This window comes from Membranihabitans marinus (assembly GCF_021729155.1).
In the GTDB taxonomy this organism is placed as follows: domain Bacteria; phylum Bacteroidota; class Bacteroidia; order Chitinophagales; family Saprospiraceae; genus Membranihabitans; species Membranihabitans marinus.
Genome location: NZ_JAJQYA010000019.1, coordinates 12,052 through 38,155, shown reverse-complemented (window position 1 = coordinate 38,155; position 26,104 = coordinate 12,052). Strand labels below are relative to the sequence as shown.

At 38.1% G+C, this 26,104-nt stretch carries 18 protein-coding genes; all 18 read right to left on the bottom strand.

From position 1 onward, the window contains the following. Nucleotides 1-45 precede the first annotated feature (45 nt). Nucleotides 46-2,601, bottom strand: a complete 2,556-nt coding sequence (locus LVD51_RS12565) for a CHAT domain-containing protein (protein ID WP_236971729.1) — start codon at nt 2,599-2,601, stop codon at nt 46-48. Between the two features lie 111 nt (nt 2,602-2,712). Continuing rightward, on the bottom strand, nt 2,713-3,438 hold the full coding sequence (locus LVD51_RS12560; protein ID WP_236971728.1) for a tetratricopeptide repeat protein: 726 nt from the start codon (nt 3,436-3,438) through the stop codon (nt 2,713-2,715). After that, entirely contained in the window at nt 3,425-3,988 is a 564-nt protein-coding gene (locus LVD51_RS12555; RefSeq protein WP_236971727.1) for an RNA polymerase sigma factor, read from the bottom strand. Before LVD51_RS12555 ends, LVD51_RS12560 begins: the two co-directional genes overlap by 14 nt. A gap of 344 nt (nt 3,989-4,332) precedes the next feature. Further along, nucleotides 4,333-5,904: an SLC5 family protein gene (locus LVD51_RS12550; protein ID WP_236971726.1), complete on the bottom strand. Its 1,572-nt coding sequence runs from the start codon at nt 5,902-5,904 to the stop codon at nt 4,333-4,335. After that, nucleotides 5,901-7,289 (bottom strand): neutral/alkaline non-lysosomal ceramidase N-terminal domain-containing protein, encoded by a 1,389-nt coding sequence (locus LVD51_RS12545; protein ID WP_236971725.1) that lies wholly within the window; start codon nt 7,287-7,289, stop codon nt 5,901-5,903. The genes LVD51_RS12550 and LVD51_RS12545 overlap by 4 nt, the downstream gene beginning before the upstream one ends. A 6-nt stretch (nt 7,290-7,295) precedes the next feature. Next, the gene (locus tag LVD51_RS12540; RefSeq protein WP_236971724.1) at nt 7,296-8,063 is read right to left on the bottom strand and encodes an SDR family NAD(P)-dependent oxidoreductase; all 768 of its coding nucleotides are present in this window, start codon (nt 8,061-8,063) and stop codon (nt 7,296-7,298) included. A 38-nt stretch (nt 8,064-8,101) separates the two neighbouring features. Beyond that, entirely contained in the window at nt 8,102-9,280 is a 1,179-nt protein-coding gene (gene dgoD, locus LVD51_RS12535) for a galactonate dehydratase (protein ID WP_236971723.1), read from the bottom strand. Next, nucleotides 9,277-10,641: an aspartate aminotransferase family protein gene (locus tag LVD51_RS12530; protein WP_236971722.1), complete on the bottom strand. Its 1,365-nt coding sequence runs from the start codon at nt 10,639-10,641 to the stop codon at nt 9,277-9,279. Before LVD51_RS12530 ends, dgoD begins: the two co-directional genes overlap by 4 nt. Nucleotides 10,642-10,773: 132 nt before the next feature. Continuing rightward, nucleotides 10,774-12,006, bottom strand: coding sequence for a Gfo/Idh/MocA family protein (locus tag LVD51_RS12525; RefSeq protein WP_236971721.1), 1,233 nt, complete (start codon nt 12,004-12,006; stop codon nt 10,774-10,776). A 268-nt stretch (nt 12,007-12,274) separates the two neighbouring features. Continuing rightward, nucleotides 12,275-13,231: a 3-hydroxyacyl-CoA dehydrogenase family protein gene (locus tag LVD51_RS12520; RefSeq protein WP_236971720.1), complete on the bottom strand. Its 957-nt coding sequence runs from the start codon at nt 13,229-13,231 to the stop codon at nt 12,275-12,277. 2 nt (nt 13,232-13,233) lie between these two features. Continuing rightward, nucleotides 13,234-14,619, bottom strand: a complete 1,386-nt coding sequence (locus LVD51_RS12515) for a Gfo/Idh/MocA family protein (protein WP_236971719.1) — start codon at nt 14,617-14,619, stop codon at nt 13,234-13,236. A 2-nt stretch (nt 14,620-14,621) separates the two neighbouring features. Continuing rightward, on the bottom strand, nt 14,622-15,713 hold the full coding sequence (locus tag LVD51_RS12510; protein ID WP_236971718.1) for a hypothetical protein: 1,092 nt from the start codon (nt 15,711-15,713) through the stop codon (nt 14,622-14,624). Then, entirely contained in the window at nt 15,710-16,618 is a 909-nt protein-coding gene (locus tag LVD51_RS12505; protein ID WP_236971717.1) for a DMT family transporter, read from the bottom strand. Before LVD51_RS12505 ends, LVD51_RS12510 begins: the two co-directional genes overlap by 4 nt. Before the next feature lie 33 nt (nt 16,619-16,651). Next, nucleotides 16,652-18,445, bottom strand: a complete 1,794-nt coding sequence (locus LVD51_RS12500; protein ID WP_236971716.1) for a RagB/SusD family nutrient uptake outer membrane protein — start codon at nt 18,443-18,445, stop codon at nt 16,652-16,654. 17 nt (nt 18,446-18,462) lie between these two features. Beyond that, complete coding sequence (locus LVD51_RS12495) at nt 18,463-21,645, bottom strand: SusC/RagA family TonB-linked outer membrane protein (RefSeq protein WP_236971715.1); 3,183 nt, start codon at nt 21,643-21,645, stop codon at nt 18,463-18,465. Nucleotides 21,646-22,686: 1,041 nt separating this feature from the next. Then, entirely contained in the window at nt 22,687-23,325 is a 639-nt protein-coding gene (locus LVD51_RS12490) for a GntR family transcriptional regulator (protein ID WP_236971714.1), read from the bottom strand. 426 nt (nt 23,326-23,751) lie between these two features. Next, nucleotides 23,752-25,071 (bottom strand): DUF3472 domain-containing protein, encoded by a 1,320-nt coding sequence (locus tag LVD51_RS12485; protein WP_236971713.1) that lies wholly within the window; start codon nt 25,069-25,071, stop codon nt 23,752-23,754. A gap of 173 nt (nt 25,072-25,244) precedes the next feature. After that, nucleotides 25,245-26,051, bottom strand: coding sequence for a hypothetical protein (locus LVD51_RS12480; RefSeq protein ID WP_236971712.1), 807 nt, complete (start codon nt 26,049-26,051; stop codon nt 25,245-25,247). Nucleotides 26,052-26,104: the final 53 nt, after the last annotated feature.

Here is a 26,104-nt window from a genome sequence, read left to right as displayed (position 1 = left end):
CGATTCTAAAATGATTGGTGGACTTTATTTACTTAAAGGTTAACGCTAATTTTTAAAAAATATATTTTTAATCGAAAAAATTATAACAACGAATAGGAACAGACCCGCTCCTATCCATACTGCATTTGATTTAATAAAATATAATCCTGATGAAGTAACGACTTCTGACTGTTTTCCCAACAATACAAAACCCGACCAATAAAAGGGATGTTTTAAGTCTCCTGGATGGGAATTAATAAAATCAATTTTGGCTTTAGATAATGCCTCGGACACCTGATATCCTCGAGATAAATTATCATAAAAAGAAATCATTAAATCGGAAGTAACAGCATCGTCTACTGGCCACAAACTCATCAATACATTATTGCTACCCGCATGAACTATAGCCTTTGCCAAACTAGAGATTCCCTCTCCAAGATAAACTTTGCCGATTCCCGTATTGCACGCACTCAAAGTAACCAATTCCGAACTTAATTGAAGCCCATATAATTCATGTTGACGCAAAAACCCATCCTCATTTCCAATTGCTTCCGCTGAATAAAAAGCCAAACTCGTGGCATCAGGACGATCTTCATTAATGATGGCATGAGTAGCTAAATGCAAATATTTATATTTATGGGCATTGTCCAAAAAGAATGATTTTGTTGCTTCCTTCCCAGATAAAAACCTGCCTGAATAAATAGATTTTAATTCCTCTATTTCATCATTTGCTCCTTGAAGCTGGACAAGACCTACGTCATCGCCTCGTTGATTATTATCACTGAAATTTTCTTGAAAACTAGGGGCCATGGCCAGCATTTCTTGCTTAAAAGTCCTCTTATTAGATTTAAAAAACAGCGTAATACTAGGTGCTTTTTTAATAATTTTTTCCCGTAAAAGAATTTCCCTTCCTGCCCCCACAGAGCTGGTTTGCAATATTTCAATGGGAATAAAATCAAATGAATAATCCTGAACGATAGTCCAATGCTTCTGAGGCAATTGCGGATAAATAGGGGCAATAAGTTCATCGTATAAAACTCCTGTCAATGATTGATATTTTGACGACTTAGTCTTTAAGAGACTGTGAAGTTTGGAAGCAATGGAATCAATACCAATATTTTTATTTTGAATCACAAATACGGTATCTTTCGATATTCCTAAAGTGTAAACATGATGAGCTGTTGTAAAATAACTAATAACAGCATGATTCGTTGAACTTATTTGATCCAAGACCTCTTCTAAACTTATAAAGTCAGGAAATTGACTTTCAAACAACCCTGTATTATCCTTTCTCAACTCGTTCTTTAACCGAATTAAATCATCCGTCATCTCGGCCACTAAGGAATCGCTAACTTTTGTCGATTCGATTTCAGGATTTATTGATATGGATTGAATTTCACGTGACAGACTATCTATTTGTCGAAACTCTTGGGTATTGGTTGAAATTTCAAGCCAAGTTTCTTTCTCTAATAATACCATCGATCTTCCGTGATCCATAAATCCCAATATGCGATCGAGATAATGTTGATCCTTAGAATGTAGCCAAAGTTGGTAGCATATTTCTATGCCCAATTCCACATTTTTCCTCTGATACTTGGCGAAAGTATTTTTTTCGGTCCGATTTAAGGAAAGTCGATAAAAATCTAACATTTCTACAGAGCGATCGATGGCCACTAGCGCAGATTGTAAAGACTCGACATCCTCTGTTTCCAAGCCCATACGAAGCAAATATTTACCCAGTTTTTGGGGATACCAATGCTGTTTAAAAGTCAGATTGGGATTCAATCTAGGGATAGAAAGTATATCTTCTCTTTCATAATCAGGAAAATACGATTCCATTGCCAATTGCTGATATTCCAACGCTTCCAATGAACGCCCCAATTCATCCAAAGCCATGGCCTTATTGGCCAATGATTTCGTCCTATATCTGTCAGACTTCACGGCAAGAGCCTTATCTAAATATATCAATGCTTTTGAATAATCCTCTCGTTTAAACAAATACAATTCTGAAAAACCGTGATAAATTAACTGTAAAGAACCTGGTTCATTAGCAAATAATGATTCACCTCTATTCAAACTTTCCAAACAGTCCTTTAATGGTTCTTTGTTTTCATGACGAAACCAACTTAAATTAACCAATTGCGCGGCATCTGGCCTTCCATTTAATTCAATTGCTAGTTTAATTGCTTTTTCAGCATTTTCAACAGCCAGGGGTAATCGACCTCGATTTTTCTCCACATAAGCTACCTTTTGGTACAACATGGCGAGATGCTTTTTGACATTATACTTTTCAGCTATTCGAACCGCTTCCAAATATTCAGATGCTGGATCTTTCCCCAACTGTTCTTTTATATAACCCAATTTAAATAAGAAAAAGACTAACAAATCCCAGTCTTGACTGGATTTAATAATGGGTAAGCCCTTCAACAAAATGATTTTACTAGAATCGTAACTCCCTGAAAAGATATAATTTGTACTCAAACTATCCCAATAAGGAAGTGAATCCTTCGAGGCGACTATCTTGTCCCCAAAATCTGTGGATTGAGCACTTAAATGAACCACTGATATACCTCCGATACAGACTAATATAATAATACCGAAGCTCCAGAATTTTACTTTCAACTGATTGTATTAATTTAAAACATTAGACGTCAATATACCATTTTTCTATCAATTTTGACGAACTGTTTAGATTTAAAACAAACCATTTAAACGAGAAAATAAAATCTACATCTAGTTTAATTCTTTAAGAAGTTGAAGCGCTTGATCTTTTTTATAATGATTGGTTTTAGATAAATCACGAAGCAAGTCTTTTGCCATTTCAAATTGATCTTCTTGTATATAAGACAATATTAGAAACCACTCTGCCACTTCATTGGAGGTAGAGTCTTTGCTCTTATTATTCAATTCTTTGAATAACACAATAGATTCTTCATACATCTCATTGTGATATGAAGCAATACCAGCATACATAAGCACATGTATTTCGTCAGGATTTTCTCGATAAAAATTTGTCAATTCATTTGCTGCAAGTCCCCAATCTTTGGCATTATAAGCCTTCATCAATTCAGCATATGGACTTTGATCGTTTTGAATCGTCCTCTTTTGCTCGCTAATTATATCGACAAATGGGCTGTCATATTTAGATAGATCTAAATGAGGAGAAGAATTAAAATAAAAAAATCCTATCAGCAGAGCCGCAACGGCTGCGGCGAATGACCATGAAATAGTGAAATATTTTTTCCGTTTTCCCGAATCGATTACCCAAGATTTAAACTCCGCTTTCAAGATTTCTCGTCCCTGTGCATGAATTCCTTCAACGAGGTCCTTTCTTTGTTTAAGAGCAGATTTAAAATCTAAATCATTTTCCAACTCAGCAAAATAAATCTTATCGCTATCTGAAAGTGCATCACTTAAATATCGATCGATTAAATCAAGTTCTTTTTCAGTGATTTCCATTCTCTATTTTTAAAGTAATTATTTCCCTCAATTTTTTCATACATCTAGATTTCTGTGCTTTTACGGTATTGCTATTCTTGTATTTCAAATGATGGCAAATCGCATCGATACTATACCTTTGATAATAATACAAATGCAATATTTCTTGACATTGGGCTCCCATAGAAGATACACCCCATTTAATCATCTCAATCAAAGGGCTATTATCATTGGGAATATTATACACAAAATCCTTGTATTCAACAGACTGCTGCCTAGACAGACTCTGGTTATCACGAGATTTTATTTTTGCCAACAACATATGTTTTCCTATACCGAAAACATAGGTTTTGAGTGAGCTTTTTAGGGATTCTATTTTTCGATGCACAATATTCTCATAAAGTGAAACAAAGGTATCGTTGTAAGCTTCCTCTATTTCTTCTTTTGTACAACCCATGCGCTTACTAAATCGTATAAATTGGGGTCTAAGTTGCAAATACAGAAGTTTAAATTCTTCCTTATTACCATTTTGAAGTTGTTTAGATAATTTTTCAAAACTAACTTTCTGCATTAGTGTTTTTTGAGTTAGAAAAGGTTAACCCAATGTAATTAAAAATAATCAAAACATAGTTGAGAAAAACAAGACTTGTATTAACAAGCTTACACATAGGTTGTCATTAATTACGGCCATCGTCCTATATTTGTCAATCTAGAAATATATAAGGAAAATAATTTTCTGGAAGTTGAACTTTAAATTGAAAATATCATCATGGCAATAAGACAACTGAAAGACTTTCTCGATTCAAATACAATAACAAAAACCTCTTTAAAAATTCAAAAACTACTTGATTAAAACTTTAGCCCCCTGTCTTTTTTATTTAAATAATCCATTTTTAACGAATTCCCTCCCGGCCCTTAGGCATATCGAATATAAAAATACAATACAACCAGAGTTATTAAAGCCCACCAGATAAATGGATTCCGAACCCCTTTATTAAGACCTCGCTCTTCTTCAGGCAGGGACAAACTATCTCTCGTCCAAATAAGGCCGACGAGCTGTGATTCTGGTTTGGGTTTGGTCAATAAACTAACGCCTACACATAGCAGCATACAAGCCCAGAAAACGATTCCCGTCCGATTAAAAAATGGCATTTCTGGAAATAGAATTTCCATTGCTATGGACATAGGAATAGTCAATAGTCCAGCAGCCAGAGCACCAGCATGAGTGGTTCGTTTCCACAAAATACCCAACAAAAACATAGCCGCAATCCCTGGAGTAAACAATCCATAGGCATTTAGTAAATATAAAAATACTGGTTTATCAGAATGATTTAAAAACAGCCCCGTACACAAAATGCCAATAATAATGACAACCGTTCCTGATATACGACCAAATCGCACGGCTTGCTTGTCAGATGCATTTTTCTTAAAATAAGGTAAATATACATCCACAGTAAGTATGGTTGTACAAGAATTAATAGCACCAGACAGATGAGACATAATAGCTGAGATCAAACCAGCCATCACTAAACCTACCAAACCGGCTGGCAATAACTCTTCGACCAACATCGGAAACAACAAATCAGGTTGTTCCAAATTGGGGAATATCTTCGGTGCAACCAAAGCGGGAACCACTATAATGAGGGGAACTAAAAATTTTAAATAATCTCCAAAAATCACCCCCATACGGGCATGCCACTCGTTTTTGGCAGCCATCACCCGCTGTACCATAAACTGATTGGTGGCACAATAAAACACACTAATGCACAACATACCTCCCAAATACATGGTCCATGGAAAATCTGGATCGTTAGCCGGCAATACTAAATCCCAATCTTTAGAGGTTTCCCACACCGCAGACCATCCCCCTGTGGCATTCAAGGTTGCAAAAGTAAGGGTAATCCCTCCAATGATCAGTATGGTCAATTGCAACATTTCAGTCCATACAACAGCCCGAAGACCTCCAGCTATCGTATATACACCAGTAAGTATAGCAAGTACTAATACACTAGTCATAATAGGAATATCAATGAGTGAATGTAAGGCTAAAGCCCCTAGATATAACACCCCACTGATTTCCACCAAGACATAGGTAAATAGGATAAGTACAGAATATACCGTCCTTGCGCCAGTACCAAATCGCTTATGTAAAAATTCAGGAACCGTATAAAATCCATTTCTAATATAGAAAGGTAAAAAGATCCACAAAAGAACATTGAAACCAATTAGGATAGCGCCCCACTCAATCACTACCGCGACAAAACCTCGTTCATAGGCCACACCCATAGCCCCTACCAAATGATGACTGCTAATATTGGCGGCAATTATGCTACCTCCGACCATATACCAGGGCAACTTATCGCCAGCTAAAAAATAATCTCGCTTTGTTTTCTGCCCCTTTCGGGAAGCAATGATACCAATAACAATAATGGCCAATAAATAAATAACAAATATGGTAATGTCTATTGTAGATAAGTTTAAATTCATTTTCTATTTTTGATTGAATCCAAAGTAATAGCCAACTGATCCATTAATATTTCTAGGCTACCTTTTTCAAATGGGGTTTGCCAAACAGAATATACATTCTTGTCGTAATAGGATTGAGGAGGTAAATACCCAACCGATCCATTCACTAAGTTCATGACAGCAATGGTATGAGGAGATATGATTTGCCGCAATCTTTGTTGAAATATAGAATACGTCTCATTGGATTGTCCAACCAAATATGAAGATCCCAATTTCCATATCCAAACCGAAGACTCCATTTCAAAACCATCACCAATCGCTCGCCGGATACAAAGTTTTCGCCACAATCTCTCTTTTAATACCGCATCCGTTTCTGCTTCATATTGAGCTTGTAATTCGGCTGCAATGGGCATTGACTTCAAAGGTAAGGTCACTGTAATTTTATAAGCTTTACACAGGGAAACTACAGAAATAGGCTTCTCTTTCCACACTGCCAATGGTGCACCCGATTCCACTACTCCATCTAAGGATAATTGATGATTCGCTCTAGGCATTGCTTCCAAGGTAGATAGTACGGCATATCCCAGCATACGACCGTGTTGATCGGCGACAGATTGTTGCCCCACATATTGAACAATCGGTGATAATTCACCCGATGCCCCCTGCAAAAACAAACATATAGCTCCTGTTTCCTTCCTTAACAAGGCTCGCATAGCACCGATATAATCAGGTGAAATTTCCGTATTCTCCCATGCCAGAGTTGTAGGGTGGCAAGCATAATTCACCAATATTGCCCTTGTCGTATGATCTTCATCTGTCACTCGTCCAACAAGCAAGGTATTATCAGCTTCAACCTCGGCATTGTAACCCACCAACATTCTATCTTGATGGATATCAGACATATCTCTATTTTTGGCCAAGTCACAGCTTCCGTATTGCCAAGTCAAAGTTGATCGCTTTGCCGTGCCTATGGCTTGACTAATGGCTTTAATCATGGCATCCTCTAGACGAGACAAATATCTTTCAATATGGTCACCACCTGGTTTATTTATATCCCCACTGCAAATACTTGGTCCAGCATGGGTGTGAGTCAGACAAATCATAAGATTTTCTTCTGACAAATTCAATGCACTTAATACGGCTGCTCGAACTCTCTTCTCATCATTGCCATCCTTCCACCACCCTAGATCCATTGAAATCATCACCAAGGGCTGATTTTGATCAGAATCCTGAAGAGTCAAACACGTTAAGTACAAAGGACTATGTATCCCAGTAGCTACGTGTTGTTTTGCTGCCCCCCAGTTTCCAGTATAAATCCCTATCGGAGGTGTTATATCAACCTCAGCAACACCGATAATACCAGTAAATGTAGAGGGTTCTATTGAGTGGATAACCTTCGATTTCATACAACACTATTTTAACAAGGATAATCCTCCGTCCATTAAAATTGTACTTCCCGTCATTTGGTCATTGTCAGGATGACAAAGCTGAAGAATCTGTCTAGCTACTGCATCGGCAGACATTACATTGCCTATAGGCACTTTAGCTACTGCCTCTTCCTTTAATGATGGATGATCAGCCCAAATTCGACCACTCAATCCAGCATCCACAAATCCTGGGGCAATCTCGTTAACCAATATTTGATAAGGGGCCAATTCCAAAGCCATACATTGACAAAGCATTCGGACACCCGCTTTAGACACACAATATGCAGGTAAGTTTTGATGTACGGCATGAGCCGCCCAACTCCCAACAAATACTACTCGGCCAGACAGATTAGAAGCTACCATTCGCCGTGTAGCGTCTTGCGTCATATAAAAACTCCCATTGAGATTGATTTGAATTTCTCTATCCCATTGAGCAGGCATTATTTCATGTATCCCTCCTAGAGTGGCAATGCCAGCATTGGATATGATAATAGAGGGCAAACCCAATTTCGCTTCCACTTCATTCAACCAAGCATGAACTTGATCCACTTGAGCTATATCTACCCTATTGTATTTTGCTTGAACATCCAATTTTTCCAACTCCCAAACCCATTCTCTAGCCTCCTCTTCAGGAAGAATATCACAGATGGCGATATCAGCCCCCGCTACCGCCAAAGCTTTGGCGGTAGCTCTACCTATATCTCCAAGCCCTCCACTGATAATGGCGACCTTGTCTTGATGTTGTCTTTTCATTATGATTGTTTTATTCTGTTCTAAAAAAATCGAAACATTTACCAATCACCCACACTGCCATCCTTATAGAAGCTACGTTGCAATATTTCTTGTTGGAATGGATGTTTTTTCACCACATCCTCATCGATTTCTATCCCCAGGCCAGGCTTTGTATTTGGCCCAACCGTCCTTCCTTGCTTTTGCAAGGTGTAACCTTCCGTCACCACCTCATTTCTCCAAGGTACATCACTGTGCACACTCTCACATATAATATAGGATGAGCAAGAAAAACCAAATTCAATGGAAGCAGCTGTACTCACAGGCCCCTGAGGATTATGTGGAGCGATAGCCACCCGATATGCCTCAGCCAATGCGGCAATTTTCCGGACTTCACTCAAACCTCCACAATGGGTAATATCGGGTTGAATTACGCTGACAGCCCGTTTTTCCAACATATCTCTAAAGCCATGCACACCAATCAATCGTTCCCCACTGGCAATCGGCGTCTTTACCGATCGTTGGATAAGGGCAATATCTTCCATGGTTTCTGGCCAACAAGGTTCTTCAAAAAAGTATAAATTATAAGGCTCCAATGCTTTGGCAAACAACATGCCCATACGCGGACTAGGGCGAGCGTGACAATCCACCATAATATCGATATCATCTCCAACAGCTTCTCGCATAGCTTGCACACATGATTCTGCATAAAGGATAGGTTTCAATCCTTCTAAGGCCATGGTTTCTGGGACGGCCATCGATTTAAATGCAGTAAATCCATCTTCAACAGCTGCCAAAGCCAAATCCCCGAACCGCCCAGCATCATTGATCTTGGTTTCATAAAAATCCTCCATTTTACCCCCGCCTAAATGACAGTATAATCGAATAGAATCTCTCACCTTTCCTCCCCACAATTGATGACAGGGTACGCCGTGTATTTTTCCTAATATATCCCACAATGCAATATCAATTCCACTGATAGCGGTACCTCTAACGATACCATTGCCATGCCAAAAATGTTGACGATACATCATTTGCCACAAGTGCTCTATTCTTCGAGGATCTTCCCCGATCAATAGAGTCGACAAATCTTCGATGGCACCAACTACAGATCTAGTATGCCATTCTAAAGTGGCTTCACCCCACCCCCAAAGTCCAGGTTGATCGGTAATTATTTTAACGAAAATCCAGTTTCTCATACGAGCATGACAAACCATGGTTTCAATCCCAGTTATTTTCATACTTCTTCTTTAATCACTCTAGATTTTTTTACATCCGACATCAACTTATCCATTACCATCGCCGTGGCTTCCAATGTCGCATCAATATCAGCATCGGTATGAGCGAAAGAAATACTTCCTTGCTTAATGGGTAGAGGGAAATTGAAAATACCGGCTTCAATCAACTTAATTCTATACTTTTTATCAAAATTAAAATCGTGATGAGTCAATATATCGTGATAATCAACAGGAAGATGATCCATAAAATAAGTGCATAAAGCCGACCCTTGTCGAGCCACCTTAAAATCGATGGCATAGGTTGAGAATATCTCATTTAAACCAGCTTCCAATTTTGCACCCAATCGCTCTACATGATCATAGACCTTGTGTTCTTCCGAACCCAGTTTCTTTAAGGTAGCGATGGCTGCAGCAGTAGTCAATGGAAAGGCATTAAAAGTACCGGCAATCAACACTCTTTCCCTCTTATCAGGATGTACAAAGTAATCCATATATTCCTTCTTCCCTCCAATAACACCCAAAGGATAACCATTGGCAACAGCCTTCCCGAACGTACTCAAATCGGGTACGACTCCACAAATACTTTGGTACCCTCCCAACGAATGTCTAAATCCTGTTTTGACCTCGTCAAAGATCAGTAGGAAACCGTGTTGATCGGCCAAACTCCGCAATCCTTCTAAATACCCAGGCTGGGGTTTAACAATTCCAATATTCTGCAAAATAGGTTCTAATAAAATACAGGCGACCTTATGTCTTTTTAGAATATATTCTACCGAATCCAAGTCATTAAAATTGACAACATGAACCAAATCCTTACTTCTCTGAGGAATTCCAGCTGAAATGGAATCAATGGGATATTCCCCTGGGCTCACTCTCGGTCCAATATCATCCAAAGCGCTGATAACATTACATGCCACATCACTATGCCAACCATTATAACCACCCTGCATCACAATAATATGATCTTTTTTGGTCGCCGCCCTAGCAATACGAATAGCGTGATAAGTAGCTTCAGACCCTGTAGTTGTAATTTGAATACTATCTACATTGGGTACCGAATCACAAAACAACTTGGCAAAATCACCTTCTAAATCAGTAGGTCCAGCCCCCATCAGAATCTGTTGATCGGCTATGGTTTGAGCAACAGCGGCATTGATATCAGCATCGTTATGACCCAAGAATGAAGCCGCAAAACCGGCCTGATAATCGATATACTCATTGCCATCTACATCCCATACATGACTCCCATGTCCTCTCGTAAAACAAATATTGGGATCTGATTTTCTATTTAGAGATACCACACCTCCAGGTATCCATTGTTCATTTTCTTTTAGAATCTTATTCGATCTATCTCTTTTAATCATTTTTATTACTTTATTACAATCTCAAGTGATTGATAAATGTAAAAGCGCCTTAACATAGCTTAACGATTATTAGGCTATATTCTGGAAGCTTCCTCACCATCATTAAAACTTCAACAATCTTTTACTAATTTACTATATATCAAAATTAGGTATCCGCATACATTCCCCATCATTAAGCGCCGATTCATGAGCAATAATGCCTGGAGCCGTATAGGCCAAAGCCTCATAAATATTTATTTCTGGTTCTCTATCTTCGATTATGGATGAGATAAACTCATGGGTTATAAAAGTATGAGATCCCCCGTGCCCACTATTATGCCTCATGGCTTCTGGCAAGGCATCGGTCTCATACCATTTCTCTTGGTCGTATGGTTTGAGTTCAGGATGAGCAACTGTAAATCCACCATCATCTTTCACCATTTTATCTCCAGCATGAACGGTGTGCACCGGTTCATTTTTTTGTCCCATATAATAACTCATCTTATCTCCTCGCCATTCCCCTCTCTCACCGTGAGCTAGTGCTCCTCGCCAACATACTTCTCCAATAAAAGAATTACCTCGATCCGTCTTAAAAAAGGCAGTTTCATTCCAGAAAGGATTATTGTAAGGATTTCCTTTTAGCATTGGATCATCATCGCCCCAACCTAATCCTGTAACATGTGTAAATCGCTCACCGGTGACGGCAATCAAAAAGGCAGTGACATGGGTAGGATACAACATAGGAGGTAACCCATGTCGCCAAGTGGCACTGCCATCGGGATTAAAATATAATTCTTCTAAGCCGGGATGATAATACTGAGCCGAACTACTAAATAAATTTCCGAATTTACCTTCCTTATACATTTTCTTAGCCGTAATAGTCTCTTGTCTATAGGTCGATGTTTCAGCCATCATATATTTTTTCCCAGTTGATCTGACGGCTTCTAAAATACGATAACAATCCTCGATAGTCAGAGCTGCAGGTACAGCGCATAAGGCATGCTTGCCTGCACGTAAGGTTTGTACTACATGATTGGCATGATCTGGGGCCGGGGTAAACAATCCCACTGCCTCGATCTTGGGATCTTTGAGTAATATTTCTAAGGAATCATAAGATTTACTACACTCGTACCTTTTCATCAAGGCAGCTCTTCGGTCAGCTCGCAAATCACTTACCGCTTCAACCGTCACATTGGGGTGTTCATTGAAATAAAATCCCAACCCAAATCTACCTCCTACTACACCCACACGAACCTTACGTGATGATGTTGGAATGCCAGCAAAAGCAAACCGAGGGGAAACAGCTATCCCAGTAGCAGCCAGCGCTGAAATTCCTAAAAATTTTCTTCGAGAAGAACTTGACTTCATATTTTCTACGCTTTTCATAATATTGTATCTTATTGTTAATAATTTACTTTACTAAAGTATGTTAATAATATCTATCATCTTTTATTGTTATGGCTATTATTTCACCTATAATATTTTCATATTTCACTAGGAACTCCATCTCTCTACAGCTCTAGTCCAATTTGTAACGGTTCTAATCCCTTATCAAATAAATTGGGTTTTATTTGTTCAGACTATCCAGCATTGGTTCTTTATTCTAACCCTCTATCAAACTGACCTGCATAATCAACAAATCGATTATCCTATTTTAATCATTCTCTGAAGAATACTTTTCTGTCAGTTTTCGTATATCATAACTAAATTGAGTAAAATCTTCCTTCCACTTATTTGCACTTTCTTCAGTATATGGATAAAAACCTTGAGCATTATCCACTCCTTTTGCACCACTATCTACTAGCTTCTGCATCATTTTTGGTGCTGCTGTACTTCTATCTAAATCGGGAAACAAATCCTCCATTACCGTCAAATAAGCTGGGATCCCAGTTAAATCCATAAATCGAAATGGCCCTGCAAATGATATCCAATAACCTAAATCATTCCTCAGAGACCTATCCACACTTTCTATGGATGCATAACCATTTTCTACTAAGTAAAATGCTTCTCTTAACATCGCATACATTATTCGATTGGTTATAAAACCTTTGATATCTTTTTGTAGAAGTGATGGTTCTTTACCCCATCTTTCAACGAGTACCATCATCTCTTTAGCTAAAGTTAGATCGGTCTGATCCCCACAAACTATTTCCATAAACTTGGTTATATGAGCAGGTTCCGCCCAATGCAACCCAATTATTCGCTCTGGATGTTTAAGATCTTTTTGCAATAAACTTACTGGGATGGCAGAAGTATTACTTCCGATTACCACTGCTGGACTCACTATCGACTCCAATTCTGTAAGTAATTGAATTTTAATTTCTAAATTTTCTGTTATCGTTTCTACAATTAAATCACAGTGAACTAGACCTTCCAATTTTGTCGCAAATTGAAAATTGCTCATTATATTGTCGACTTCAGTTTCCAACAAACCTTCAGAGCGCAATTGAGTTAAATTTATTTTTATCTGCTCTTGAACCGCATTCACCTTGATTAATTCTCTATCTATTCCTACCACTTGATGCCCTGATGCCAAAAGACAAGTGACAATGCTAGTTCCCATAAGACCTAAACCTACTACTCCAATATTTTGATTCTGCTTTTGCTCCATGCCTATTTTACTTTCGTATTTCCACCCCGAGACATTGAAATGTCAACTGGAGCATTGGTTTTCCATCCCCCTCTTGTAAAATCCGGCACATCTACTGAATTAGACCTATTGTTAAGTGATTGAGCAGACAAGGGCCCAATTGAACTCCACAATGCTGCATCGTAAACATCTTGATCCATTGGCAAACCATTGCGCAAGCAATCAATCGTTCTCCAATCCATTAAAAAATCCATTCCTCCATGTCCTCCATGATCTTTAGCTATTTCGCCCATTTTCTGAACAATGGCAGGATTAAATTCCTTATACAATCCTTCTATTTCATTCTCATTCATCCATTTATGCCCTTTAGCAAAATGAGCTGGTTCTGGATATTTTCGAACAATGCCTTCCGTACCACTTACTAAATGTATCCGAGAATATGGCCGAACGGAAGAAACATCGTATTGCAACAAAATAGATTTACCCAAATGAGTACGAATAATTGAAGTACTCATATTTCCATTAAAATCCTTGTCGATATATGGTTTATAAAAGGAATCCTCTAGATATTTATTTGTTGCCAATGGATGCATTGAAAAGTCGTTGGTGGAAACTGAGACTAAAAAATCCATTTTATCCCCGCGATTTATGTTCATTATTTGACATAATGGTCCCAAACCATGGGTCGGGTACAAATTGCCCTTGCGCTCATAGTTTTCATGCAGCTCCCACATTTGATAAAACTTTTCCTTTGAGAACAACAATTCTTTTAACTCATGAATATACCCTCCTTCACAATGCAATATTTCTCCGAAAAAACCTTGCCTAGCCATATTCAATGTCAATAATTCGACAAAATCGTAGCAACAATTTTCCGTCATCATGCAATGCTTGCGTGTCCGTTCTGAGGTCTCTACCAATTCCCAGCATTCGTCAATGGTCTTGGCAGCCGGCACTTCCACACATACATGCTTTTCGTGATTCATTGAAAATACAGCCATAGGGGTGTGCAATTTCCAAGGAGTCAAAATATAAATAAGATCAATATCCGATCTTTCACACACCTTTCTCCAAATTTCAGGATCTCCTGAATACAGATCAGGTTCATGTCCATATTCTTTTATAGCTTCTTTTGCTGAGGCCACTTTTTCTGCCCTTAAATCACAGAGCGCTTTTATTTCAACGCCCTCGATTCGACACATCCTTTTAACGGCTCCTGTCCCTCGATTCCCAACGCCAATAAATCCAATTCTAATTTTATCCATTCTAGGTGCAGCATAGCCAGACATATTAAAGGTGGATGACTTACTTGCTGGTGCTGATTTACTAAATCCAGCTGTCGGCAAGACTCCTAAGCCCGTTAAAGCTAATCCACTCTTTTTTATAAAATCTCTTCTATTCTTTTCCATTCCTATTTAATTTTAAATGAATTTTCTACAAATGCCGAGGTATAACCATTTTTCTTTGCCCATTTTACAGCCGCAATGATTCGGTCACGATAATCTCTTTGATAATTGAAATAATGAGAATAAAAATATTGCTCATGCACTAAAAAATCTGCGAATCGAGGCAATCGCCCCTCCTCATCTGCATTCTTATTCAAATGAGAATCAATTTCTTCTAAAGCAACGGTATCTACAACCATACTGGCTCGAACAAATAAAAGATCTTCTTCCTTGTCTCGCCAAATATAGCGTTGCTTTAAGTGCCTCCTTTGATCAGTAGAAAGATAATAGGAAACCGGAGGCAAATCATCATCCACATTAAAATATCCGACCAAAGACTTATATCCAGCCACCTTAAGCGCTCTACATCCTTCCAAGTTTGCCGAACCCCAATGGACCGTCGTAGTCGTACTCAATAATGTAGGACCTGCAAACCTCAATATTTCCTTGTGGACTTTTGCACAATCTTCTTCTACCTTTTGATAACTCGCATCAACATAAGGCATATCTGGAAACTCGCTCTCTGCATGAAAACTCAATTGAATCCAATCTGCATTAGATTCCCATTCAGATTTATATTGATCCGTCATCTCCGAAAGATTAAAATCCTCAGTGCTGTAGAATAAATTTAGATGGATCTTAGTCTCATAATCCTCATGTAATTGCTTGAGAAACTTCAAATACGGATTATCGAAGAGAGACTTATATTGATGTCGATGTTCATGAAGGTCTTTTAAAAACCATATACAATCGTCGATAGACAATCTATATTTCTTCTCAAATGTATCCAAATAGTATACAACTAGCTTTCTTTCATGACCAGATTTCTGATCTACAATATGAATCGTATTCTCTCCCTTTTTCAAAGTCACAGGACAATGGAATACCGTTTGATCGGCAATCACTTCCTCTCCATTGACAAGCAATTTACTATTCAAAGCAGCACGGATTTGCAATTGAATTTCCAATTGATGGTTGTTGACCACACCATCGCGATTTGAAAAATAATCACCATCCCAAATATTCAATAATTTAAAAGAAGTCTCAGATGTTATCATGCCATACTGATTTTGGGTCGATCATAAATAGATAGCAACAATGTGGAAGTCAACACCAACACACCTCCAATTATTCCCTGGCTATTAAGCTGTTCACCTAGAAATATAGCCGCAATTGGCAGCCCCAAAAAAGTAATCAAATAATTGGAAACAGCCACTTGGGTAGCTTGCAAATATTTGAGAGCCTTAAAGAATAAGACCATAGACAAGAAGTTATGAAAAATTGTTAATGCCCCCATTCCAATCCATGTTTGTGTGGTAAAACTTGAAATACGTTGAAAAACATCAATTTCGTAATATAGTACAAAAGGTAATAATAAGATTACCATCATCAAATAGGTAAAGAACACCATTTCAATTTCAGAATATTCATTGGCGATCTTCTTACAGCCTACATTGTAGTAGCCGTTCCCTACTATAGCCAAGAATATCAAAAGATTGCCAATAGCATATTTAGACCCAAAGTCGATGTCTCTTATATTTTCAAATGTACAAAACAACACCCCGATTATAGCAATTACAAAACTGAGCCATTTCACTCCATTCATTTTTTCCTTTAATATTATAAAGGCAAACAAGGTTGTTACTATGGGTAAAGAAAGTACTAGTATGGAGGCATTACTCGCTAAGGAATACTGTGTCCCCCAAGTCATCAACACCTGAGCGGGAAAAGCTCCCAAAGCGGCCAATTGTACAAAAATCAGCATATCCTTAAATTTCTTACCACTTGCCTTGAAATCTTTAATCACATATGGCAAAAGCAAAATAACTGAGATTAACATCGGTCCCCAAACGGTAAAATAAGGTCCCACTTGATCTTGAGTTAATTTGATACAGGTAAAATGAAATGCCCACATCAGGTTGCAGGATATTAAAATAATCCAAGAAATTGTATTTCTACTCATCGTGTTGTACAGTTTTGGGACGGAACATGAATTTTAGTAATTAGGATTCTGTATCAAAGTCGGTTCTCCATCCTTTACACTTAGATCAATTTGCTCCAATGGAATGGGATATATTTCATTCTTTCCCTTAGTAAATTTAGCGCCTTCCATGTAGTAAAAATTATAATTCGGAATGCTCGTTTCATGTTGGATATAATCATTCAACAAATCGGCCATATATCCGCTTCCATTGTCATAGCGCTGAAGATCAAAGAATCGATGATGTTCCATACCCAACTCTAATTTTCTTTCAAATCGAACAGCCTCCCTTGCAAAATCTTTTCCCTGTTGAGTAAACTCACCATTATACAATCCTACTTTATAATTGGCAGCTGGCTCATCCGAAAATCCAGCCAAAGGCTGACTATCATCCAAATACTTTTTAACCCATGTTGCAGGATTGGCAGCCCTAGCTCTAACTCTATTGACATATTCTTCCGCTTTTGCCAAACTACCCACTTCTACCTCTACCTCGGCTGCCCAAAGCAAAACATCTGCAAACCGAATCAGATTATAGGTACTTGCATTACTCTGTCGCTCTCTCGCCTCTGGCTCAGATTGTGGATTGGCAAATTTAATATGCAGATAAGGTCCAGCCACACTTTGTTGTCTCACCCACGCCAAACCCGGATTGACTCCCCAATCCAAATAAGGTATACCTCGACGTCCTACTGTCCAATCCAATCTAGAATCTAAAGTACCTTGATACGGTTCAAATTCTTCCGAAGAAGGAATCCCCAAGTCGTGTTTCACATCAAAATCATTAAAATCGTAAACATAGGGCAAACCTGTCTCAGGATCTGTTTTATACGAATTCACCAAACTAAACGACGGTTGATAAAATCCATAAGTTGGGAATGGCCCTCCGTAAGGTCCAGAATTACCCTCCCCACTCACTTGATTGCCATTTCCACCATTAGCCCCATCATTAACCGAATACATAATGGCAAATACTTGCTCAGGACCATTACGGGTCGATGGTCTAAAATTATCAAAAAACTGTTCGTTTAAATCGTATTTTAACCCATTGGATGTCACTCCATTCGCTATAATATCGTCTAATACTGGTTTAGCTTCTGAATACTTATTCTGAAACATATAAGCCTTGACTAAATAGGCTTTAGCCGCCCAACTATTGGCTCTACCGACATCTGCTTTTGTTTCTGTTAGATTTTGAATGGCATATTTAAAATCTTCTTCAATTCTAGGCCATACATCTTCAGTATTAGGCACAAAGTAATTACCCAAGCCTGCACTTATACTTTCATCTACATAAGGTATATTTTTCCACATCATTTTGATATATAGATGATAGAGTCCTCTTAAAAATATAGCTTCCGCCCTTGTTTGCTCAACGAAAGTCTCTGACACAGTTCCATCGGCTTCAGCAATTTCCAATAGACGGAGTACATCATTGGCCCTTTGTACTGCAGCATAATACACTCGCCATCGATCATTAAGACCACGGGTAGCTGGAGTACAAGTATAATTTTCATATTCTGGAATGGGTTGAAGAGCACCGGCTTCAGTTCCCACGTGGGCATCATCGGAGGCAACACCTCCAAAAATCCACCGCCCCATATGCCAACCATTCCCTCCAGAACCCGCTTCATCTAACATGGAATAAGCTCCTATTAACAGTCCTTGAATACCTGATTCAGTCGCCAAACTACCCGAGAATACAGCCCCTTTGGGCGCTCTTTCAAGGAAACTATCCTTACACCCACTAACCAAAATGGAGAGGAAAGATAATAGTACTAAGGATTTAAATATATTTTGGATTTTCATCTTTTTCATTTTTTTCATTAAAAATTAAGATTAACACCGAATAAGAAAGCGGACTGATTATTGGGATAGTTAGACCAATCAATTCCAAAATTTGAAGTACTGCCCCCAATTTCAGGGTCTAAACCCGTATATTTAGTGAGTGTAAATAAATTAGATGCTTGGAGATATATTCTTAATTTCCCCATCTTTATCTTTTGAAGTAAGGATGAATTATTAAAAGAATAACCCAAAACCAAAGATCTCAATTTCAAAAAAGAAGCATCTTCTACAAAATAAGAGTTGAATACACTTGCCGTACTAAAACTATTTTGATTCTCAATTACCGGAATATTTGAATCCGTATTTTCAGGAGACCATGCATCCAATAATATGGCACTTTTGGCCCCAACATAGGTCCCAAAAAAATCCGTCTGAACTCTGATTGTATTCACCGCTTCATTTCCATATGAAGAATATAGAATAGCCGACATATCAAAGTTTTTATAAGTAGCTCCTAGATTTACACCGACGGTAAAGTCAGGATTAGGACTACCTATAAAAGTTCTATCATCAGAATTTATTTGACCGTCATTATTAATATCTTCGTATTTAAATCTACCTGGAGCTGCTCCATCTTGATCAGGAGATGATTCTATATCTTCCGATGATTGAAACAATCCAATTACATTGTACCCAAAAAATGTACTTACGGGTTGACCTTCTTGATTTCGAACGATAGTACCCAATTGTTGATGACTACCTGCATCAAAATAGCCGGGGTCTGGAATACTGACTACTTCGTTTTTATACGTCGTAAAATTCATAGAAACCGAATAAGAAAAGTCTTTACCTCGATTCCCATGGTACCCCATACTAAGATCTAAACCTTGATTTTGAATATCTCCTACATTGATCGTTGCTGGAGAAGCACCTCCTCCTATTGCTGGTATTCCCTGACTAAACAATAGCCCATCAATTGCTTTGCGGTAATATTCAACCGAAATATCAATTGCATAATTAAAGATAGACGCATCAAAACCAAAATTTGTCACAATATTTCTCTCCCAACTCGTTCTCAAGTTACCACTGCGTGTTTGAAAAAATCCCTGCTGAGCACTGTTAATAGCCCCATTAATAGCATAATAAGCATTACCCAATGAGCCTCCGTACAAATCAAACTGATTTATCGAACTCACATTGTTCTGAGATCCCATCACACCATGACTTCCCCGTACTTTAAGGTCATTCAACCAGTTAATATTACGCATAAAGGCTTCTTCCGACAATCTCCATCCAAGTGATACCGAAGAAAAAACTCCATATCTACTTTCGGGTCCAAATCTGGATGAACCATCCCGTCTTACCGTTGCCCCTATCAAATACTTATCATTAAAAATATAATCTACCTTAGAAAACAAGGATGATAAAGCCTCTTCACCAGCCCCACTTCCGTTTGCGATGTTGGAAGTTCCCGTTGACAACAATAAGTAGTCAGGATTTGTGGTGAAATAATTCTGCCGGCTTCCTGAAAGAGATCTTGAAAAAGACTCAATTGCCTCGCTTCCTATCAAAGCAGAAACGGTATGCTTATTAAATGATTTATGGTATTTCAGGGTATTGGTCCACGTTAACCTTCTCGAAAAAGAAGCACTTTCACCGTAAGAATTGGGATTTTGAAAACCTTCAGCTCGCTCATACGGTGTATAACTAAATGAAGTATTATAATTATTAGTCAATCCTCCTCCAAAACTTGTTCTAGCTACAAAATCTTTCAAGAAAACCACCTCTAAAAATATATTCCCTTCTGCATTCCAAGAATTTCCATTATTGATGGCAGATCTTTCTTGATCAGCCACTGGATTTGAATTGGTCCCCACATTGGTACCATTTCTTGTTCCTGCATAATTGCCCATAATGTCATGTATAGGGATAATAGGCATCATCCTAGCCAAGGTAGCTATCCCAGCAAACTGACTACTGGTCGACACCCCAGGATTCTGGCGATAATACATATTTAGATTTTGGCCAATAGTAATATGATTACCTACCTGAAACGATGTATTAACTCTTCCTGAATACCTTTTAAGATAGGTTTCTAAGACTGTCCCTTGTTCGTCTAAATACCCCATAGCCACATAATATTTAGCTTTTTCTGTACCCCCACTAACCGAAAGGTTGTGATCTGTACGCAAAGCTGGGCGGAAATATTCATGAAACCAATCTGTACCTTCTTTATTGGTTTTTTGAATCAAGTAATTATTACCTGAATTTTCGAGATCCAAATTATAATTTGAAGGATCTACCACTGCGTCCCCTTCCCATCCGATACCTGAACCATTAGGACTAGAATACATGTAGTCTGGTATCCCATTTTTAAATAAAGGATTTTCTGAGTCGGCAATTAATGATAGCCGAGCAAATTCATCTGTGTCCATTAGAATATTAAACGGATTCCCTGGTAGAGGAGTTTGAATACCCACATACGCATTATAACTAATGACTGGTGCACCCGACTCTCCTTTTTTAGTGGTTACAATGACAACACCATTCGCTCCTCTGACCCCATATATAGAGGCCGCTCCAGCATCCTTCAATATCTGAACAGAGGCTATATCGTTTGGATTAATATTATTAAGACTACCTTCTACACCATCAACCAAAATCAATGGAGATGTACTACCAAAGGAAGAAATACCCCTAATAAAAATATTCCCACTACTCCCAGGTGCTCCCGAACTAACAATGGTTACTCCTGAAGCTTGCCCTTGCAATGCCTGCATTGTAGACCCTGTAGGCAGTGACTTTGCCGCCTCCATATCAACTACCGACACAGATCCTGTAATATCTTTTTTACGCTCAACCGAATATCCAGTTACCACCAATTCGTCCAAAGCTTGAGCATCCGTCGACATCAGCAAATTCAATTGACTTCTACCAGCTACGGGAATTTCTCTCGTTTTATATCCTATATAGGAAAAAACAATCACATCGTCAGGTGCCACTTGCAAACTAAAGCCACCGTTTTCGTCAGAGATCGTTCCCTGACCAGTACTCTTGATCAAAATATTTACCCCGGGCAGGGTGACCTGGCCGATACTATCTGAAACCACTCCCGATAGTGTATATGCACTTTGGCCATGGGCCATGCCACATAGACCAATAAAGAAAATAAGAAGGACCAGATTACAAGTTCTGGTATACATTTGTCTACTTTTTTTCATAATGGATTTCAAAATTAAGTTATAAATAAATGAATATCGACTCATACAATAAGCCATACAACACCTTACAAGGAATCTCCAAGCCTATTTTATGTATACAAATATAACTTTATTTTGTATACTTCAAAATTGAAACAAATATTTATTTATTCTCAAACTGAATTTTCCCCCTTATTTAGTAAGTAAATTGATTTAATCCCGATAGAAAACAAATATGCGACCATAATAGACAGATGAAATAATACAATTCCAATATTGTATTTAAGGAGGCGCAGTCACTGTGCTGCGATGAGACTTCCCCGTAATTCGATAGGGAATCCGGCTGAGGCGTGATTGAAACGTAATTCGTCATCCGATAATCTATGACTTTGAAATGAATCACTGATGTATTCACATGGATTTGTCATGATTTTTGCAATTAGATATTGTGAAAACCATGGAAATATTATCTGTAGATCTAAAAATAATTAATTTCAACTTGGCAAAAATCCCGCCAAATCAAATTGAGACTACCACTTAACCGTGGGTTTTCAACCCACGGCTAAGATATATCATCCCTTCAGGATGACTGAGCATAGTTGTCCGAAGGACAACCAAATGCCGTAAATCGGCATTTGGCGAAGGAACCGAGGCCACTGTGCCGAGGCGTGACTGCCCCGTTAATCGATAGGATTTTAGCCACTGTGCTCCGGGTGTGACCGAGCAAAATCCGAAGGATCAAAGGTCGTAAATCGACCTTTGGCGAGGGAACCGGAACCTCCGCGTTCCGGGTGGGTCAGCCACTGTGCTGCGATGAGACTGCATTTAAATTGACAGGTATAAACTACTAATTGCCCTAATATTAAAATAGTGATAATGGAAGCGAGACCACCCTGCCCAGACTTGATTGCCCTGCAATTCAGCAGCAGATTGCCACCGAGCCGCGGCGTGATTGCTCCCTATGTAGGTAAGGAATCGCTGTGGTGTGATCTTTCAATAATTTTTGAATGTAGAAAGACGTAATGTCTACATCTAAACAATTGGTTTTAAATGAAATACATCCTACAAAAGATCCAAGGCCGTCAATTGACCTCTAATCAGATGTTTATGCAGTGTTTTCTCTGCTTGTGCAAAGTCCTTTGATTTAATGGCGGCCAAAAGCTCTCTATGCTCTTGGTCAGTCAATTCATAATCATCCATATGACTCATAGTCTGTCCCAACTTCATGTGAAACAAAGGTATATTGCTATGCTCATAGATATACTGCAACTTCGCATTACCTGAATACATAATTATAGACTCGTGAAATTTAACATCGGCTTCACATGCTCCACCTAAATATCCTCTCTCCACCATAGAGGTAAAATCATCGCAAATAGATTCCAATTCTTGTAATTCCTCATCTGTAATCCGCTCTATAGCCAATCGAAGTGCTCCAGTCTCTAAGATTTCTCTCAATTCCCGTATTTCCTCAACATCCTCTACCGTCATCGACTTAATAAAATATCCTCCCTTGTCCCCAAAAACCACCAATCCTTCACCCAACAACCGAGTCAAAGCCTCCCTTATAGCCGTCCGACTGACTTCCATCTTTTGTGCCCATTCATCTTCCTTGAGTCGCATTCCTGAAACCAATTGATTGGATAATATTTTTTTTCTAAGCTCTAAATAGACCTTATGAGACAGTGAGTTTGGCTTCATTATGTATACATAAATTATGAATAGGGAGTAATAATACCTAGCAAAGATAAATATTTAATTCTTACTACAAAAACCCACTTTTTTGAATAACCCAGCCTCCACCAATACATAAAACATTTTTCACCTCACCATATAAATGAAAAAATCGAGACACAATAATCTTATACACAATTAAAAACTTCAACAACAGAAAATATTTTTCGCCAACTTAATCCATTAGCCCAATTCTATCTTTTTTACTTTTTGATTAAATCAACGACAAAGCCATTCAATATACACCGATTAATTAAATCATTATTTTTGTATACAAAAATTTAGAATACACCCTTAGCATTACCTTTATATGAGTTCGGTAGAGCTGAATTACAATATCATCACCTAGTTATACAAAATACAGAAACCACTGATTAAACCCTAAAGGTCAGCCTAGGGAATTAGTTTTTCTATCACATCAAAATCCAAAGTCGGCTCAACGTTATTAGCCCTTCTTTCATGCCAACTATCGATCGGGGTTTCGGCATTGAAAAACCCATCGTTTTTCATAAAAAAGTCGTCCCCTAAGACCCCTCCATCATAGTCTAATCTAGAGCCCTTTCGAGCTGTCGCATCAGCGGTAAATTTAGCCTTTGTCAATTCATATGCTTGAGATTGACTATCGAATACCCATTGATTTTTATACTTTGCCTGCCTCGCTATATACCCTGTTTTAGTAATAAAATTTTCTAAAAAGGAATAGCATCTAGATAAGTAAGTATTGGTAAATGGACGTTGAAATACTGCAATCAATTTCCATTCTCCTATTTCCGGTGCATAAAAAAAGGCAGAATATTCCGTACTGTTATTCCCTACTGGTCTACCTCTAAGCAAAAACCGATAAGTATAGCCTGCCTTCCAATTATACTTCCAATAACTCTGCCCACCGGATCCCTCATTGCCAAACTCCCCAGTATACACATCTTGTCCCTTGGCCAATAACTGTATTTTATATTCTTCTGGTATATCGTTGGGATTTTGTGTATTGTATGGACTCCAAACCGAAAATAAAATCCTGCGCTCCGAGGGTGAATTCACCTGCATACCAAAATAACCCTCTGCAAATCCATTGGCCATAAAATATGAACCCAAAACATCTTGACCTTCTTCTACTTCAATCTCGGAATACATCCATTCCACATCTTTTTCATCGGGCAATTCATAAGTTAAATGGACTGAAGGACCACGCCGTCCCCAGTAAAAATCATCCTTTACATAGACGATATCGTCAACCTCTATCTCTCCTCCCAGTAAAAACGCTTCAATTTCGCCAAACTCAGTCCCAGACTTGTCATCTCCCTGAATTTCAACATAAATATAACCCACTTCCACAATCTCAAATTCGCCAACATACAAATCCTTAAAATCGACATTCTCTGTTTTCAACTTTTTCTCTACATCTCCCATCCTCACCAAGATGGTTGATTCACCAGATTGATTTCTAGCCCTTATCCCCAAATCAATCTTTCCAGTTTTATTTATCTTAAAATAATTGCGGATAACAGTTTCTTTATCTAGCCATTGACCTATACCTTGGTCGGATATTAAATCAACATCCATTTCTTCTCCACCCACAACCCAACTATTGCCTTCAGCCAATATCCGAACTTTATAACTTATATTTTCAGGGATTGACTGAATCAATTCATTTTCTCCCTCGGTGACAGAGCTACAACTCATCAATAAAATTAATAATGCCAACAATCCCTTCATAGCAATATTTGATAAATTTTAATCTTGGTTAAGAATTACATTACGCAAAATAAATATTAATTGAAAATATTAATCATGACATACAATCTCAATAAACTGAGGCATATCATTCAATAAAGAAATGAATATTATTATAAATAAACCAGCAATAATTTTAATTTAATCAATTCTACCTAAGCTCTCAAATAAACATTGGCCACTTCACGAACAAAAGTTATTACTTTGTTTTTGGACAATAATTCTATAAAATCCATAGGCAATACTCCCCCTTTCCAACTGGTAGAAACCTTCCACTCACCATAAGTCAATCTGGGAAGTGTTTCTGAATAAATACTGTGATTACCTTTTTCATAAGCCGCAAAATAAAAATAAGGTTGATCTACAATAGTATCCGCCATTGCCCAACCAAAACCCAAATTCATATCCTCATTGTAATCGGCATATATTCCGGTGTCGAAATGATGAGGCCATATTCTCACCTCAGATTTGGCCTGCAAATATCCCAAAACTGAGAAACATACTTCATTGGCGTATTTGCGATAATCACTCCATAATTTTACACTAGTTGGTGGAAATTCACTGTAAGGTCTTTCTGTGAATGAGTATTTGGGAATCTCAAAATGCAATGCATCTCTAAAACCTACCTTATTCACCCCTACAACTCCTAAACCTATTTTAGGTAAAGTTTGAGCAATTTCAGATTCAACCTCTTCGCTGGTTTTACCATCAATCGATATTCTCGATAATAGGTGTAATGAGTTATTCAACCACTGAAATTCGAATCTATTTAAATCCAAAGCCAATAACACACTTTGATTTCCCACTTTTATCCAGCGTCCCAAAATTCGGTTAGATAAGGGATCATAATAAAAATTAGTGTGTCCATCATCGGCCTCTTTGGGCACATAACTTCTATTGGCTTTCGCAATAATTTGACTCAGTTGGTGAATGGATTTATCCATTTGATTATAATCTAACATGGTATAAATTTCAATTGATTCTACATTTCAACCAGTTGAAAACCAGAAAGTTT

Bases quoted from the DNA above. Each gene is read 5' to 3' on its own strand.
- LVD51_RS12560 (WP_236971728.1), bottom strand. From the start codon at position 3,438: ATGGAAATCACTGAAAAAGAACTTGATTTAATCGATCGATATTTAAGT.
- LVD51_RS12555 (WP_236971727.1), bottom strand. From the start codon at position 3,988: ATGCAGAAAGTTAGTTTTGAAAAATTATCTAAACAACTTCAAAATGGT.
- LVD51_RS12550 (WP_236971726.1), bottom strand. From the start codon at position 5,904: ATGAATTTAAACTTATCTACAATAGACATTACCATATTTGTTATTTAT.
- LVD51_RS12545 (WP_236971725.1), bottom strand. From the start codon at position 7,289: ATGAAATCGAAGGTTATCCACTCAATAGAACCCTCTACATTTACTGGT.
- LVD51_RS12540 (WP_236971724.1), bottom strand. From the start codon at position 8,063: ATGAAAAGACAACATCAAGACAAGGTCGCCATTATCAGTGGAGGGCTT.
- dgoD (WP_236971723.1), bottom strand. From the start codon at position 9,280: ATGAAAATAACTGGGATTGAAACCATGGTTTGTCATGCTCGTATGAGA.
- LVD51_RS12530 (WP_236971722.1), bottom strand. From the start codon at position 10,641: ATGATTAAAAGAGATAGATCGAATAAGATTCTAAAAGAAAATGAACAA.
- LVD51_RS12525 (WP_236971721.1), bottom strand. From the start codon at position 12,006: ATGAAAAGCGTAGAAAATATGAAGTCAAGTTCTTCTCGAAGAAAATTT.
- LVD51_RS12520 (WP_236971720.1), bottom strand. From the start codon at position 13,231: ATGGAGCAAAAGCAGAATCAAAATATTGGAGTAGTAGGTTTAGGTCTT.
- LVD51_RS12515 (WP_236971719.1), bottom strand. From the start codon at position 14,619: ATGGAAAAGAATAGAAGAGATTTTATAAAAAAGAGTGGATTAGCTTTA.
- LVD51_RS12510 (WP_236971718.1), bottom strand. From the start codon at position 15,713: ATGATAACATCTGAGACTTCTTTTAAATTATTGAATATTTGGGATGGT.
- LVD51_RS12505 (WP_236971717.1), bottom strand. From the start codon at position 16,618: ATGAGTAGAAATACAATTTCTTGGATTATTTTAATATCCTGCAACCTG.
- LVD51_RS12500 (WP_236971716.1), bottom strand. From the start codon at position 18,445: ATGAAAATCCAAAATATATTTAAATCCTTAGTACTATTATCTTTCCTC.
- LVD51_RS12495 (WP_236971715.1), bottom strand. From the start codon at position 21,645: ATGAAAAAAAGTAGACAAATGTATACCAGAACTTGTAATCTGGTCCTT.
- LVD51_RS12490 (WP_236971714.1), bottom strand. From the start codon at position 23,325: ATGAAGCCAAACTCACTGTCTCATAAGGTCTATTTAGAGCTTAGAAAA.
- LVD51_RS12485 (WP_236971713.1), bottom strand. From the start codon at position 25,071: ATGAAGGGATTGTTGGCATTATTAATTTTATTGATGAGTTGTAGCTCT.
- LVD51_RS12480 (WP_236971712.1), bottom strand. From the start codon at position 26,051: ATGTTAGATTATAATCAAATGGATAAATCCATTCACCAACTGAGTCAA.